We start from the raw sequence: 14,209 nt of genomic DNA on the forward strand, positions 1-14,209 counted from the left end.
TTTTTTTTGAAAAAATATGGGCTAACCAATCAGGGTATGTGACCATATTTTATTATGTATCTAAAAGTACTGACCTAAGAGGTGATAAGAATTGAGTAACCAAGAATTTTATCTATCAAAGCCTGAAGCAGTAAACATCTTAGAACTAGTTAAAGAACTAAAAATGTTAAGAGAAGAGGGGAAATCCATAAAAGATTCAAAGAAAGAAGAGTTACAACAAAAACCCCTCTCAAAAGAAATCGATGTAAATATCAATATTGAAAAAAACGATGATATAAAAAAAGAGCATAAAAAGGATTGTAGAAGTGATGCGGGTATTCTTCCTGAAAATCAAATTTTTCTTGAGGTCCTTGGAGAGGAAATATTACTGACAACAAGATCTGACCAACTGAATTTATTAGGCCAAACGTTTCGCCCTATTTTTTGTGGAAGAGTTGTTGAGGTTACAAATGGCTTCATCACGTTAGACCCAGTTATTATCAAAATGAACAACGCGCCTTTCCACAAGTTTCCCACGCCATTAAGCTTTCCAATTGAAAGAATAGCTAATTTTGTTCCATTTGATTGTTCCATTCAATTTCCAATTCCATAAAAAGAGGAGATGTTTAAAATGACAAATGAGACTATTATACCAATCGCTACGTTGCGTCGATTAGAAGTTGCAGAAGAATTATCAGATAATATTGGGCAGAGAGCTTTTTTCCTTACAGCGGAATTTCCTTTTCTATATATAGGTGAAATTCTTGATGTACAAGGAGATTTCGTTTCCATTGGTGTAGAAACAACTCATATAAGTGAACTTGAGGGAAGAGTAATGCATCTATTTATTGGGAACATCGATGTGTTTTATATCGAGAACGGAGGACCATGTATTCCAAAAATTTAATAGTGAGGTGAAAAAGATTGCGCAGATGCTTTCATATTGTGGCCATACCGATACGGATTGTCATTAATAATTTTGGTGACCATGATCCGAATGGTATGATGTATGTTTTAAAAGAAAAAGAGGAGATTGTTAAGGAACAAGTTCGCTGTAATCCTTTTACAACAGTAGATCTAGTACAACCGCTTACTATTCGCGCCAATGCTGGAGATGAGATTGAAGTTCTATTTGAAAATCAATTGAATTTTGCTACATCTATGCACATTCAAAAGGCAGAATACAATGTACAAACGTCAGACGGTGCGTTTGTAGGTTGTAATGAAGACTCTACTGCACCAACGTGTCCGCCAGGTGGTACACAGTTATATCGGTGGAAGGTGGAAGTTGAGGGAATTCATCTTTTTACAGACCTCGGAAACCCATTATCAAGTGAATTAGGTAGTAATGTTCATGGTTTGTTCGGAGCATTGCTAGTTCAGCCGAAAGGATCATGGTGGACTGATCCGATTACGGGAGAAGAGATTAATAGTGGGGTATATGCGGATATTCATCATCCATTCTTACCTTCCTTCCGCGAATATGCTTGGTTTTTCCATGATGAACAAGAGGCAAATGATATTACAGGAAATCATCCGATCAATCCCCATACTTTAATGCCGGATATGCAGCACTCGATCAATTATCGTGCAGAACCCATGAGAAATCGATTAAGATTAATTGAAGCAGGGGTGGTCTGTGGAGATTGTGAAGGAGAGGAGGTCCACCACGACTCTTGGGCCTTTGGTGATCCGGCAACACCTATTTTGCGTGCCTATGTAGGGGACCCGATTAAAATTCGTTTAATTCATGGAGGCGTAAAAGAAACTCATGTCTTCCATTACCATGTTCATCAGTGGCTGTTTGAAAATGAGGATCAAGATTCAGAACAATTAGATTCTCAAGCGATTTCCCCGCAAACTTCTTATACTATTTCTCCATTATATGGAGCAGGAAGTTTTCAAGGTTCATTTGGTGATGCGATTATTCACTGTCATTTGTATCCGCACTTTGAAGAAGGTATGTGGGGAATGCAAAGAACCTTTAATACGTTACAAGACGGGAGTCAATGTTACCCAAATGGTGTACCAATAGACCCTCTTCAACCATTGCCTGGACGACCGCTCCCACCAGAACCAACACCAGAGCGACCAGGATATCCCAACTTTATTCCAGGAATAGTTGGTTGTAAAGCACCGCGTCCACCGTTAGGGATCGAATGTGATCGAGAGCCTACGGAATTGGAAGTTAATCAATTTGCTCCAAATGCTCGCCCAGGTGCAGTTTATGTCAACCCTTGTATTGAAGGTGTTACGCCTGAGAGGTTTTATGATGTGGTCTTGATGCAAATGCCTGTCCAATATAATAAAGACGGTTGGAATGACCCTGAAGCACGATTTTATGTATTGGCAGAAGATGAAGAAGATATTCGTTCCGGAAAAAAAGAGCCAGAACCGTTAGTTATTCGTGCCAATGCTGGTGAATGTGTAAGAATTCGATTTACAAATAAATTACCAGAAGTACTAGGTGGTAATGCATTTCAGCTAGTTAATAGAACGTATGAAGCGGCAATGCATGTGCACTTTGTTAAGTTTGATGTTGTTGTAGCTGACGGTGCAAATGTTGGATGGAATTATGATTCTGCTGTATTACCTGGGCAAACGATTGAGTACCAATGGCTTGCTGATGTTGAATTAAAGGGAGTCTTTTTCCACGATCATTTATTTGCAAACGCTCATCAACAACATGGGGTTTTTGCAGGACTTCTTATTCAGGCTCGAGGGTCAAAGTTTTTTGATCCGTATACAGGAGAAGAAAAAGAAGTAGGTACGCAGGCTATTATAACAAATCCACTTATCCCGGACTTCCGTGAAATGGCTTTATTCATTTATGATTTTGCACTTCTTTTTGATAAAAACGGGTGTCCTCTCAATCCACCCCCATTCCCTGGATCTGCACAAGACCCCGGTGTAATGGGTGTAAACTTTAAAAATGAACCGCTGCAATATAGACTAAGTAAACCAGAGTGCGACCCAGCCTACGTATTTAGTTCTTATTTACACGGCGATCCTGTCACACCAATTCTAGAGACGTATAATCAGGATCCAGTTCGTTTACGATTATTTGACGGCGCACATGAGGAATCGCATAGCTTTAATTTACATCGTCAAAGATGGAACCGTGAGCGAGCGGATCTAGATTCAGAAATTACGCAGCAACAACATATTGGAATTTCTGAGGCCTTTACTGCCGAGTTTTTCATTGATGGTAAAGGTGACTTCGATATGTTGTATCACTATGGTGGTATAGATGATGTTTGGTTAGGTGCGTGGGGGCTCATTCGTTCGTTTCAAGAAGAAGTACCTCATTTATTGCCGCTACCAGACCGCCCTTGTCCACCGCCGCGAACAAAGCCGCTACCTTGTGTAACTGGTGATCTACCACCAGTCGCATTAACACCAGGAGAGCCATGTCCGCCACGGACACCGATTAAAAAATATGAGGTAGTAGCGATCCAAACAGATATCACTTATAACGAAGCGGGTGATCATGACCCTTACGGAATCGTATTTGCCTTAGTTGAGGATGAAGAGGCAATCCTTAGTGGGAAGTTAAATCCAAACCCACTTATTTTACGTGGAAATGTAGGTGATTGTATAGAGGTTACGCTTCATAATAAATTATTTGCCCCATTTCACAATGACGGGAAACATGGGTATCCACTTGTTCCGGTCGAAGCGCCGTTCCCAACATCGAACCGCATTTCCTTGCATCCACAATTGTTAAATTATGATGTGAGAGGGTCAGATGGTGCGACGGTTGGCTTTAATCCAGACCAAACGATAGGTCCAGGTGAGTGTATAACCTACAGATGGTACGTAGACCAACATGTAGGAGCATGTAATTTATGGGATATGGCCGACCTTCGAAATCACCGCCATCACGGGGCATTTGGTGTTTTTATCACAGAACCAAAAGGCTCTGTCTATTTAGATCCCGTTACTCGATACGAAAAAAACGTCAGCGAACAAGTAATTATTTCTAATCCTTTATTAGGAGAGTTTCGTGAGTTTGTAATTGTCATGCATGATGGGATTCGTCTAGTCGACAAAGATGGAAAACTTATCCTTGATCCAGAACCGATTGGGATTGAACAAGAAGAGATTGACGACTTTGAGGATCAAGGTTCCAGAGGATTTAATTATCGCTCTGAACGGTTTATTCATCGATTGTTAAGAAATCCTGATGTTTCAAAGGTCTTTAGTTCTGAGGTACATGGGGATCCGGCAACACCAATATTTTACGCTTATGAAGGGGACCCAGTAACCATTAGGTTCGTCTTTCCTTCTGACAAAGGGCGAGCTCATACTATTGTTCTTCATGGACATCATTGGGACCGAAGTATTCAGGATGTTCAATCTGAGACGATTTCTGCTAGGGGAAGAGTTACTGTCGGAACCCACGACAATTTGGAACTTCACTATGGTGCAGGCGGGCGATTTTATATCCCAGGTGACTATATGTATCGTTCTGGAAATGTTCGGTGGGATATCGAACTTGGAATGTGGGGGATCATGCGTGTATTAGGCGAAGAAGATCCTTGCTTAGCACCTTTAATGAATGTTAATTGGAGGGATTGTGATGAATAACAGTGGACATCATCGCCATAAAAAACATTTTCATGAACATTGCCCATTATGTATTCCCTCCAATTCATGTGATGATGAGTATTTTTGTACACCTTGTGAGTGTCCAGAACGGATTCCTACACCACGATTCTCAGGACCTACGCGAGTATTGCCGCACATTGAGCATGAAGAGTTAAAGGCGTGTATCCATGAAGTCAATGAATTATTACTTGCATTAGGGAGAAGGCCGGATGCGCATAATCGGTTAGAGCTGTGGCGTAAACTTCGAGCGCTATTACGTCAATATGTAGGCATAACAGTTTTATGCAATGAGAATAAGGAGACCAAGGTAAAAGGTCTTATGAAAGATGTAGGTAGAGACTTTATCATGTTGGATGATTTTGATTATTACATCTTCATTTCCTTTGATAAGATATGTTCCATTCAACACAAGGAAGATCATGAGGCTCATGAATTGCATGAGGGTGAACTAACCGAAATTGATGTGTGTTCTAGAAGAGATCTTGTTCTACATTTTGGGGAGGTCGTTTCTAAAAGTCAATTTTTATTAAATTTATTTTTTGGGTTACACTTAAACGTTTTTTTACTTGATTTTGTTGGCTGTAAATTAGTTATTACTCTCGACAATGGAGAGAAAGTAGTTGGTTGCTTAGTAGATAGTAACGAGGGTGGGCTGTGTATTGAAAAGATAGAGACAGAGGATCATATAAACTTTGATGAAATCTCTTACTTGAAAATAGAGAAAAATAAAATAGATATATAAAATCAAAAGCCAATCCCTTCATTTTATAGGGATTGGCTTTTGATTATTTTTTTAGAGTAAAAGTAAGGGGCAGTAAAAAAATCTCACTGACTTTTACTATGCAGAGCATTCGATAATAACCGGGCAACCTAAATTTGAATGTAAATTGAATGTTAGATGATGTGTTAACCCAGCCAATCGCAGAGAAACTCTACCACGACATACTGGGATACATGTGTGTGGGGCGATACCTTCACAAGCACAATGATGCAAGTGACTGACATGGTGTCCTTCGTCACAGTGATGAGACCTCGAGGTACAACGATCACAACGGCAGTCAAAACCTACACAAGGTGAGGAATCTTTTCTACAATCATCACACGTACCACAGTCACAAGGGTTACAATGTGGATCAGGCCAAGTAATCTTTCGAATATGATGCCTCATTACAGTTACTACCGTATCATCTTTAAGTAAAACATCAATAAAATCAGTACCAGCATTACATAAAATTCCCTTAATGATCTTTGAATGTCCATCTCGTCCTTCAGTCATTCTCAAGTTGTCGTCCATTGTTTTCAAAATCATTCTCTCCTTTCCATCTATATTAAACTATGTAATTAAGGAAGGGCGCGGATAGTTATCTGTCCAGTAATTTATAAAATATATAAAGAGAAATAAAATAGGCAAGCTTTCTCCTCGTTTAACCATACAAAAATACTTTGCTTTTAATAATTTATAATAAATATAGAAAGGAGGCTTTAATATGCACAAAGTTCGCCTTGAATGTGAATGTAAGGAAGTACGAATCGATGATTTCGATAAAAAGGATAAGAAGCATCACGATAAATGTGAATGTTGTAAAGACCACCATCATGATTGTGATTGTAGAAGAAGACATCACGATTGTGATTGTAGAAGAAGACACCATCACTGTGATTGGCACAGACATCACCACTGCGACTGGCACTGGCGCAGACATCATCACTGTGACTGGCATCGACGCCATCACTGCTTCCCAAGACATCACTCCTGGAGAAGGTGTGATTGTTCATGGGGGCATTTCCACAGTAGGTGCGGTTGCTAGTTAAAGTGAAATATAAAATAGTATTAAAAGGAGAACATGCTGGCTTAGCCTCGATAATAGCTAATAATATGCATGAAAAAGAACCCGAGAAATATCTCGAGGTTCTTTTTTTAATTTCCTGTTAGGCAAGGAATGTATTTTTAAATTTAATATATAAGATAAGCATTCTTAAACTAAGGTTTTAATGTTTTTAAACTTCACACCGCATTTACATAGTGTACTATGCTTTAACTGTCTAACTTCGGCATGGCATTTAGGGCAGACGGGCTTTTTGTGCATAGAGTTCACCTCTTTAAATTTATGGAGTTTATTTATATGCTCGTGTCATTACTGGGTTAAAATGGTAAGATTAGCTCATTAGAGTAGTTTAATAGAAAAATATATCTTATATTTATTATAATATCATGTTTCAATAAATAATCAATACTTATTAATAATAATTATAATTTGGGGAGGTAAGTAATGATTCATTATAAGCAGGGGCTATCTTCCATCTTTTGGGGACTTTTAGTTGTATTCTTAAACTTCGATATTAATGGGGTATCGTTATTACCGAACTTTGTTGGATTTCTACTCGTATTATCAGGACTTCGAGAGGTAATAAAGCAAGATAAAGGTATGAATTCACTCGTCCCATGGACATACGGCCTGATTGTCTTATCGGCTATAGCCTGGTTTTCTTCGTTTATAAGAGTCGATGCTGTACCGGCTTCGAAGCAACAGGCTGGATTTCTTACAATTGATTTACCTATTATTGATCTATTCTTTATAGCAGATGGTGTGGAGCAGGTACTAACCCTTGTTTTTGTAATATTGTTAATGAACTATTATATTCAATTGGTTAAACATTCGAGTGAAGAACAATGGGGTTTGACCTTTATTAGGCGTAGGAATTTTTATGTCGCAGTAAATGGTTTGTTGCTTTTTAGTATGCCATTTGTAGTTCTCTTTCCTGGTTGGCTGCCGATCTTGTTTATTTTTTTATTGTTATTAAGCTTTATTGCGTTTATTAGAGTTTTAATGACGGCTTATCGAATGAAAAAGATTGCTGAGACGGAAGCTTTTGTTGAATTAGAAGAAATGAAACAGATCCAACCATTTTACGTTACACGAAAGAAACAATCGATAACCGCTTTGGTGGTCATCATTTTATCATGGGCTGGAAGTATGCTGTGGCTTGAACAATGGCGTTTAGAGGAGCCGTTACTTCTTCCCGCTTTTATTGCAGCTACTGGAGACGATTATGCGAGTGTTTACTACGTACATAACGGTAAACCTGATGAGATGGAACCTCAATTTATCTTCTATAAGGAATTTGAACAGGAAAGTATGATTTTTTATGATGGCTATTTTGCGATTGGTCAGTTACGTTTCAGCACAGGGGATCACGAAGGATTAAAAGATCTTTTAAACAGTGAATTTAGGCTTAGTAACGGTAATCGTTTGCAAAATAATGGCCAATTCTATTATTTAGAATTGCCGGAACTGAATACAGATCCATCGAAGTATATGGAACTTCAAGGTGGGAGTAGTGATGCGAGTGGGTATAGTTTAACCTTTAAAGTAAAAAAATCATTTCAAATGATTGAGGCATTAGCTGTTCCGTTTCCAAATAAAGTTTATGATTACTTTACTTTTGCCTGGGAAGGTTCTTCAAAAAATAAAGAATTTGAAGAAGGTGAAATAGTTACTTTTACGATTCAACCGAAGGAAATGGAAAGCTACCAACAGTTGGCCACTTTCCAATCCCCTGTTAGAATTGTCGTTGATGGAGGTGAAGGTAAGGAGATAATCGATGTCGGTTGGATTGAATATTACCCAACTTTCAGCATGGGTTCGCTCAAAGATTACGTGAGGCAATTTAAATAAATATGTAGACGTACATTATAGTCTAATGAATGTAACCTTTTCCTTGATCGTCTTCATTTAAGGTCTCGCCGATTCCTTCTTGTGCGACTTTTAAGCGAAAGGTTTCATATAAATACATTCCAAACATTTCAAAACGTTCGTTATCTGAAAGCTCATCAATCAATTTCTTCACATCTTCTTTGCTTATTTCCTGGAGGATGCCGTCGACAATAATGTAGGCATCTTCCTCATCTCCTGTTAAATGGTTTTTATACATCTCATATAGATCATCAACAAATTTCATATACATCCCCCCGTGCTTAACCAAGTGCTTTTCATCTTTCTAGTGTGACATCTTTCACTTTAAATTATTCCCAAGGGATAAAGTTGTAAATTAATTGTTATTATTGCTGTTTTCATTTATGATACATGAGGCAATAAGAGGGGAGGAATTGCATTTTGATTATTCAAGACTCCATTTACGGCAGTTATGAAATAGAAAAAGTCCTTGAAGAACTCATTCTTTCTAGTCCAGTGCAGCGGTTAAAAAAAATTCATCAAGGTGGGGCTAGTTACTTGGTTAACCCTAAATGGAATGGGACAAGGTATGACCACTCGGTAGGAGTGATGTTACTCATTCGAAAGCTTGGAGGATCGATAGAAGAGCAGATCGCAGGTTTACTTCATGATGTGTCCCATACCGCATTTTCTCATGTGATTGATTTTGTTCTTGAACAATTAGAGGATAGTTATCACGAAAAAATATTTCATCAAGTTGTTGAAACTTCTGATATTCCAAAAATTCTCAAGAGACATGGGTACAATTATGAGGACTTGTTACTTAATGATGGAAAATGGACGTTGCTTGAGCAGCCTGCTCCAGAGCTTTGTGCAGATCGAGTGGATTATACACTTCGAGATATGTTTGAATACGGGAAGATCAGCCGTAATGAAATCGAACGCTTTTTACAACAGCTTACTGTTGTAAATGGAAAAATGTTTATTCGCGATTTGGAAACGGCTGAGTGGTTTGTGGAAACGTACTACAAAGAAGTCATCGATTTCTTTTTAGATCCTTTAAATGTTTACGGTTACGACTTGTTAACGAAAGTGATTAAGATCGCATTTAAGAAAAACATAATAACTTTAGATGATATGTTAGGTGCAGATGAAGAAATAATGTCTAAAATGAAGAAATCTCCAGACCAGGAATTACAGCTTTTAATTGGGCAACTTCACGATCAAGTTAACGTTTGTGAAGATAAAGATGATTATCATGTGCATATGAAAAAGAAAGTAAGGTTGATCGATCCATCTGTTTACATAGAAAGACAATTAGTGAAGGGCTCTTGTTTATCTGAAAAAATTAAAATGATGAACAATGTTGCTTTGAAAAAATCCACTGAAGGTACGTATGTAAAGGTAATTACGAGGTAGTACGAAACTAAATGTATTCAAAAGTGATGGATATAAGGGAAAATTCCATCGCTTTTTTTGGACTTAAAAGTTAAACTTTGACACCCAATACATTGTCCTTCTATAATTTACAAACTCTACACCTTCTATTTGTTCGTTATAATATGGATATAAGAAAAGGAGGGGGAGTTCTTGTCACAAAATGATGAGCGTCGACTATCAAATCAAAAAAAATTTATATATATTATAGGATGTACTTTCCTCTTTTTATTAGTAGTTGGAGGTTCGATTCTAGCAATCTACCCATTTCCATCAAAAGAACAAGTGGAATACTTTCATTCTGATCAGCCGATTATTTATAAAAAAGAAGTATTTGAAGGCGAATTTATTCGTTTGAACAACCAGAATTATGTTAGTTTACGATTTTTTAAGGAATACATCGATCCAATTGGATTTTTTGATGAACAGTCAAGGTCAATGATCATTACAACGGATGATAAAGTGCTCCAAGTTCCAGAGGAGGAACTGTCTATTTTTATTAATCAAGAGCCTTTTACATTTGAAATCCCAGTTTTGACATTAAATGAACGAGATTATTTTATAAGCCTTGAGTTACTCGAAATGATTTATGCATTGGAAACGAATGTAGTCGAAGAGACTGAAGCCCTTTTTATTCGTGAAGATGGTGAAGAAGTACAATATGCGGTTGTAGTAGGCTCATTAAAGGATCATGAAGCACGCTTAAGAACAAAGGAGACAGTAACAAGTCCATATACAGCAGAAGTAATTAATGATGAAAGAGTCATTGTGGAACACCAAAATGATGAGTTTGTGTATGTCCGTAAGTTAAATGGGGTGGCAGGTTTTATAAAAAGAGACCATATTACCATAGATCTGGAGCGAGAGCGGATCGTAGTAGAATTGGAGAGAAAAAATTCTACAGATCTACCTATAATCAATGGACCAATTAACCTGACGTGGGAAGCAGTATACACAGAAACACCTAGTGCTAGCTCCTTACCTGAACTCCCTGGGGTAAACGTCGTTTCACCGACATGGTTTAAGCTCAAAAACGGTGAGGGAGATATTTCAAATCTCGGGTCGTTAGAGTATATGGATTGGGCAAGAGACAGGGACTTTCAAGTATGGGGGTTATTTTCTAATGACTTCGATCCTGATTTGACGACTGAGGCGCTTGCAAGTTTTGAAACCCGTCAGAACATGATTCGCCAGCTTATTTATTATAGTCAATTATATGGTTTAGATGGAATTAATGTCGACTTTGAAAATGTGTACTTAAAAGATAGAGATTTGGTTACACAATTTATGAGAGAACTTACCCCGTATCTGCATCGTGCGGGATTGATTGTTTCTATGGACATTACGTTTATTTCTGCGAGTGAAAATTGGTCGATGTTTTATGACCGAGTCGCCTTATCATCGATTGTTGATTATATGATTGTCATGGCCTATGATGAGCACTGGGCAACATCCCCACAGTCTGGAAGTGTTGCTAGCCTGCCATGGGTGGAACAAAATGTGATGCGATTACTGGAAGAAGTTCCGAACGAAAAGCTTGTGCTTGGAATTCCATTCTATGCAAGACTGTGGACTGAGCAAACGACAGAAGGTGGAAATGTTGAGGTTTCCTCTCAAGCATTGTCTATGAATGAAGTGCAAGAATGGATAGAAGAGCGGGGATTAACACCAACCTATGACAAAACTAGTGGTCAACATTATGTTGAATTTATAGATGAACGTGAAAATGCAACATATAAGATTTGGATAGAAGATGAGATGTCGATTGAAAAAAGGGTCGCTATTAGTCAGGATTACAAATTAGCAGGTGTTGCGGGTTGGGCAAGACACTTTGCAAATGATCAAGCATGGAAGCATTTAGTTCAAGTGCTGCACGGGAAGAAAATCGAAAAGTAACGGAACGATAGGCGGTGTTTCTACAATTAGTAGGGACTCCGCCTTTACTATAGTCTAGTAAGGGTACAATTAAAAAATAGTAGTTTATCTTGAGTAGTTCGTCCACACTATTGGAAATTACTTGAATAACGTAGTATTAGAAAACGTTAAGGAGGGTTTGGTAAAGATGTCTGATAAAAAAGATAGTCAAAAGAGTCAAAAGAGTCATAAGGTAGATCCAGCGCCACCGTATTTTAACTACAAGCCATTTAAAGATAAGAATGCCGTGTCTCCAAAAGTAAGTAATCACCCAGTTGAGCCAGATTTGACGTTAGGACCAACAACTGTAAAGGTCCCAGTTGTTTTAGCAGAAACAATGGTACAAATTGATCTAAATCCAACGATTAAGTTTCCTGAACCAGTACTAGAGATCAAAGCCATTAAAAAGAATCTAAAGATTACGCAATGCCGTCTTCTATTACCGACTAACAAACTATTTATTAGTGGATTTGTCCGTAAGAATATTCAATATGCTACACCACACTATGGTACAAAAGATGCGGTCATCTCTAATATTCGTTCTTTAACGATTGATGTACCATTCAAAACAGTAACAGAAATTGATTATATTAAAAAACCAAAATTCACATTTGCCCCACCAACACAAAATTCTTCTTATTTTATGAAGTCTCAACTCCCTGATGGCTTTGCTGCGAAAGAACATTTATTATCTGCAGACTTATCTCAATTTGATCAATTTAGTGGAGAAGAGTTCAATGAAATTCCGTACTGCGAGCTAATTTCAAGCCGTTTCTATGAGTATGATGAAGCGTTAGATAAGAAGATGGGTAGAGTTTACGATGAGAAAGGTAATTGTATTGATGCTCCATTTGAAGAAGGAACATTTACAACAGTGGAAGAGAAAATGGTAGTAGAGTTAAAAATTAAAGTGCTGCAAAAGCAACAAGTTCATGTGAAATCAGATAAACATGATGGACACCTCTATTAACAGATCTATAGGTGGTTGAAGGTATTTCAACCACCTTTTTCCTTAAATTAATTTGAGTTTGAGTTTGAAGAAGCAACGGATACACTGGTAACAGCAGCAATCATCGCTGCTTGTTGAGCTTGCATAAGTGCTTCAAAAGTAGTGAAGATGCCTGTTTCTAGGATCATGGATTCCTTCATTTTATCTGTCATTAAGAAGTTGGCCGCCATTATAAAATTCATATCTTTATGCCATTTGAATGCTTTTTCATTATTGAGTTGGTCTTCAAGCTGCAATACAAAGTCAATTTCTTTGATACCATTTTCTAACAAGGCTAGTAATCCGACTTCAGGATAGTGCATCGTCTTTAATCTGCGTCTAGATTGCTTAAATTTGTCCAAGATATTTAAAGAGCGTTCAATTAGTACACTTGGTTTTTCTTCGTATTGCAGAGATAAGATATGGCTAAGAAATTGAAGGTCATTTCCTTTTCTAAAACCATGCTTTGACAATTCATTGTAATACGTTTTTGTAAGATCTAGGAGTATTTGTATGTCTGTGTCTACTTTTGCTAGCAAGACAGCTAACGGATAGTCTACAGTTGATGTGAGAAAAAAATGTTGCGCCTTCATTCCCTTATAAATGGCGAGTGCCCGCTCGATACTTTCTCTATGATCACTACCATCAGGATCATTAGTAAGTAAAATCATTGCTGCTATATAGGAAAATGAGTCGCGTTTAAAACCGCCTTGGATTAATTTTTCATATAAGTCGATGAATTCTTCAAATTTTGCGTTTGGACTTTCAAAACGAACATCGAGCATTGCAGCGATCGTAAAACGTTGGTAGCCCCTTAATGTTGAGAGCAGTCCAACTTGACTTTTTATGTGCTCACTCAGCTCAGTAAATTGGGTTATGTTTAATGTTTTGTTGTTAACGACATAAATTGAAGCAACCATCATCAATGTTTTGTCAGAAACTTTCCATTTTAGTGCACTTTTTAATTGCTTATAACCATCTATGTATTGCTCCACCTTTTGTTGTAAAGGTTCCTGTAACATCATATCACTTCTTTCATTAGACTTTACTTTATATACGAAATGTAGATCGATTGGTTGCAGCATTTCGTATAGTGCAAGAAAAGTTATTTCTTACTTTCCATTTAGTTTATCCTAAAATTTTTTCAATCATCGGAGAAGTTTTTTGAGGTTTAGGAAAAGGTTGTTATCTAAGTTCACCATTTGAATTATAGGGCTTACTTACAAACAAATAAAAAGAGACTGATAAACATCAGCCTCTTGCATAGGAAAGCTTTTTGAATGGAACAATCTTTGTGAATTGTTGAAAGTCCCGTAACTCACCTTCAATTTTAATCAGTTTCAAGACATCCGTGAACGTTTGAACATCTTTAATCACATCGATAAACTGTTCGGTAAAAGAACGATTATCTAATGAAGACCGTAAATGAGCATTTAAGGTAACCCAATCAAAACTTTGGGTCTCGTAGGCTTTAGAACGGCTCCATAAAATGTATTGGTAACTGATTGGTGAAAGCGTCGTGTCGCTATCATTTTCTAGTAAGTCATTACACCATTTTACAGCTAGCGCTTTTTCTTCAATCATAAGTCAACAACCCTTATCTAGT

General features: G+C 37.6%; 13 protein-coding genes. 9 read left to right on the forward strand and 4 right to left on the reverse strand.

Going from position 1 to position 14,209, the window contains the following annotated elements:
* The first annotated feature begins 91 nt into the window (after window positions 1–91).
* Genes AC2VNP_RS14105 through AC2VNP_RS14120 form a run of 4 tightly spaced genes read left to right on the forward strand, consistent with a single transcriptional unit; the run spans window position 92 to window position 5,332 of the window.
* Complete coding sequence (locus AC2VNP_RS14105; RefSeq protein WP_486917940.1) at window positions 92–592, forward strand: hypothetical protein; 501 nt, start codon at window positions 92–94, stop codon at window positions 590–592.
* Between the two features lie 18 nt (window positions 593–610).
* Window positions 611–886, forward strand: a complete 276-nt coding sequence (locus tag AC2VNP_RS14110) for a hypothetical protein (RefSeq protein ID WP_486917941.1) — start codon at window positions 611–613, stop codon at window positions 884–886.
* A 17-nt stretch (window positions 887–903) separates the two neighbouring features.
* Window positions 904–4,569: a multicopper oxidase domain-containing protein gene (locus AC2VNP_RS14115; protein ID WP_486917942.1), complete on the forward strand. Its 3,666-nt coding sequence runs from the start codon at window positions 904–906 to the stop codon at window positions 4,567–4,569.
* Window positions 4,562–5,332 carry a hypothetical protein gene (locus AC2VNP_RS14120; RefSeq protein WP_486917943.1) on the forward strand — a complete coding sequence of 257 codons (771 nt, stop codon included), beginning with the start codon at window positions 4,562–4,564 and terminating at the stop codon, window positions 5,330–5,332. The genes AC2VNP_RS14115 and AC2VNP_RS14120 overlap by 8 nt, the downstream gene beginning before the upstream one ends.
* A 96-nt stretch (window positions 5,333–5,428) precedes the next feature.
* On the opposite strand, the gene AC2VNP_RS14125 is transcribed toward AC2VNP_RS14120, so the two are convergent.
* Complete coding sequence (locus AC2VNP_RS14125) at window positions 5,429–5,893, reverse strand: hypothetical protein (RefSeq protein ID WP_486917944.1); 465 nt, start codon at window positions 5,891–5,893, stop codon at window positions 5,429–5,431.
* A 230-nt stretch (window positions 5,894–6,123) separates the two neighbouring features.
* Between AC2VNP_RS14125 and AC2VNP_RS14130 the strand changes: the two genes are divergently transcribed.
* Together AC2VNP_RS14130 and AC2VNP_RS14135 are read left to right on the forward strand one after the other, a co-directional pair.
* The gene (locus tag AC2VNP_RS14130; RefSeq protein WP_486917945.1) at window positions 6,124–6,402 is read left to right on the forward strand and encodes a hypothetical protein; all 279 of its coding nucleotides are present in this window, start codon (window positions 6,124–6,126) and stop codon (window positions 6,400–6,402) included.
* Window positions 6,403–6,860: 458 nt separating this feature from the next.
* Window positions 6,861–8,267, forward strand: coding sequence for a hypothetical protein (locus AC2VNP_RS14135; protein WP_486917946.1), 1,407 nt, complete (start codon window positions 6,861–6,863; stop codon window positions 8,265–8,267).
* 22 nt (window positions 8,268–8,289) lie between these two features.
* On the opposite strand, the gene AC2VNP_RS14140 is transcribed toward AC2VNP_RS14135, so the two are convergent.
* Window positions 8,290–8,550, reverse strand: a complete 261-nt coding sequence (locus AC2VNP_RS14140; RefSeq protein WP_308447226.1) for a DUF6154 family protein — start codon at window positions 8,548–8,550, stop codon at window positions 8,290–8,292.
* A 155-nt stretch (window positions 8,551–8,705) separates the two neighbouring features.
* Here AC2VNP_RS14140 and AC2VNP_RS14145 point away from each other — a divergent pair, with 155 nt between their 5' ends.
* From AC2VNP_RS14145 to AC2VNP_RS14155, 3 genes are all read left to right on the forward strand, one after another.
* Entirely contained in the window at window positions 8,706–9,683 is a 978-nt protein-coding gene (locus AC2VNP_RS14145; protein ID WP_486917947.1) for an HD domain-containing protein, read from the forward strand.
* Between the two features lie 171 nt (window positions 9,684–9,854).
* Complete coding sequence (locus tag AC2VNP_RS14150) at window positions 9,855–11,597, forward strand: glycosyl hydrolase family 18 protein (RefSeq protein ID WP_486917948.1); 1,743 nt, start codon at window positions 9,855–9,857, stop codon at window positions 11,595–11,597.
* 121 nt (window positions 11,598–11,718) lie between these two features.
* Window positions 11,719–12,585 carry a CsxC family protein gene (locus AC2VNP_RS14155; protein WP_486917949.1) on the forward strand — a complete coding sequence of 289 codons (867 nt, stop codon included), beginning with the start codon at window positions 11,719–11,721 and terminating at the stop codon, window positions 12,583–12,585.
* A 47-nt stretch (window positions 12,586–12,632) separates the two neighbouring features.
* Here the strand turns inward: AC2VNP_RS14155 and AC2VNP_RS14160 are convergent, their stop codons facing one another.
* Entirely contained in the window at window positions 12,633–13,688 is a 1,056-nt protein-coding gene (locus AC2VNP_RS14160; RefSeq protein WP_486917950.1) for a DUF4003 family protein, read from the reverse strand.
* A 166-nt stretch (window positions 13,689–13,854) separates the two neighbouring features.
* Entirely contained in the window at window positions 13,855–14,187 is a 333-nt protein-coding gene (locus tag AC2VNP_RS14165; protein WP_486917951.1) for a hypothetical protein, read from the reverse strand.
* Window positions 14,188–14,209 lie beyond the last annotated feature (22 nt).

This window comes from Alkalihalobacterium sp. TH-98, assembly GCF_057473385.1.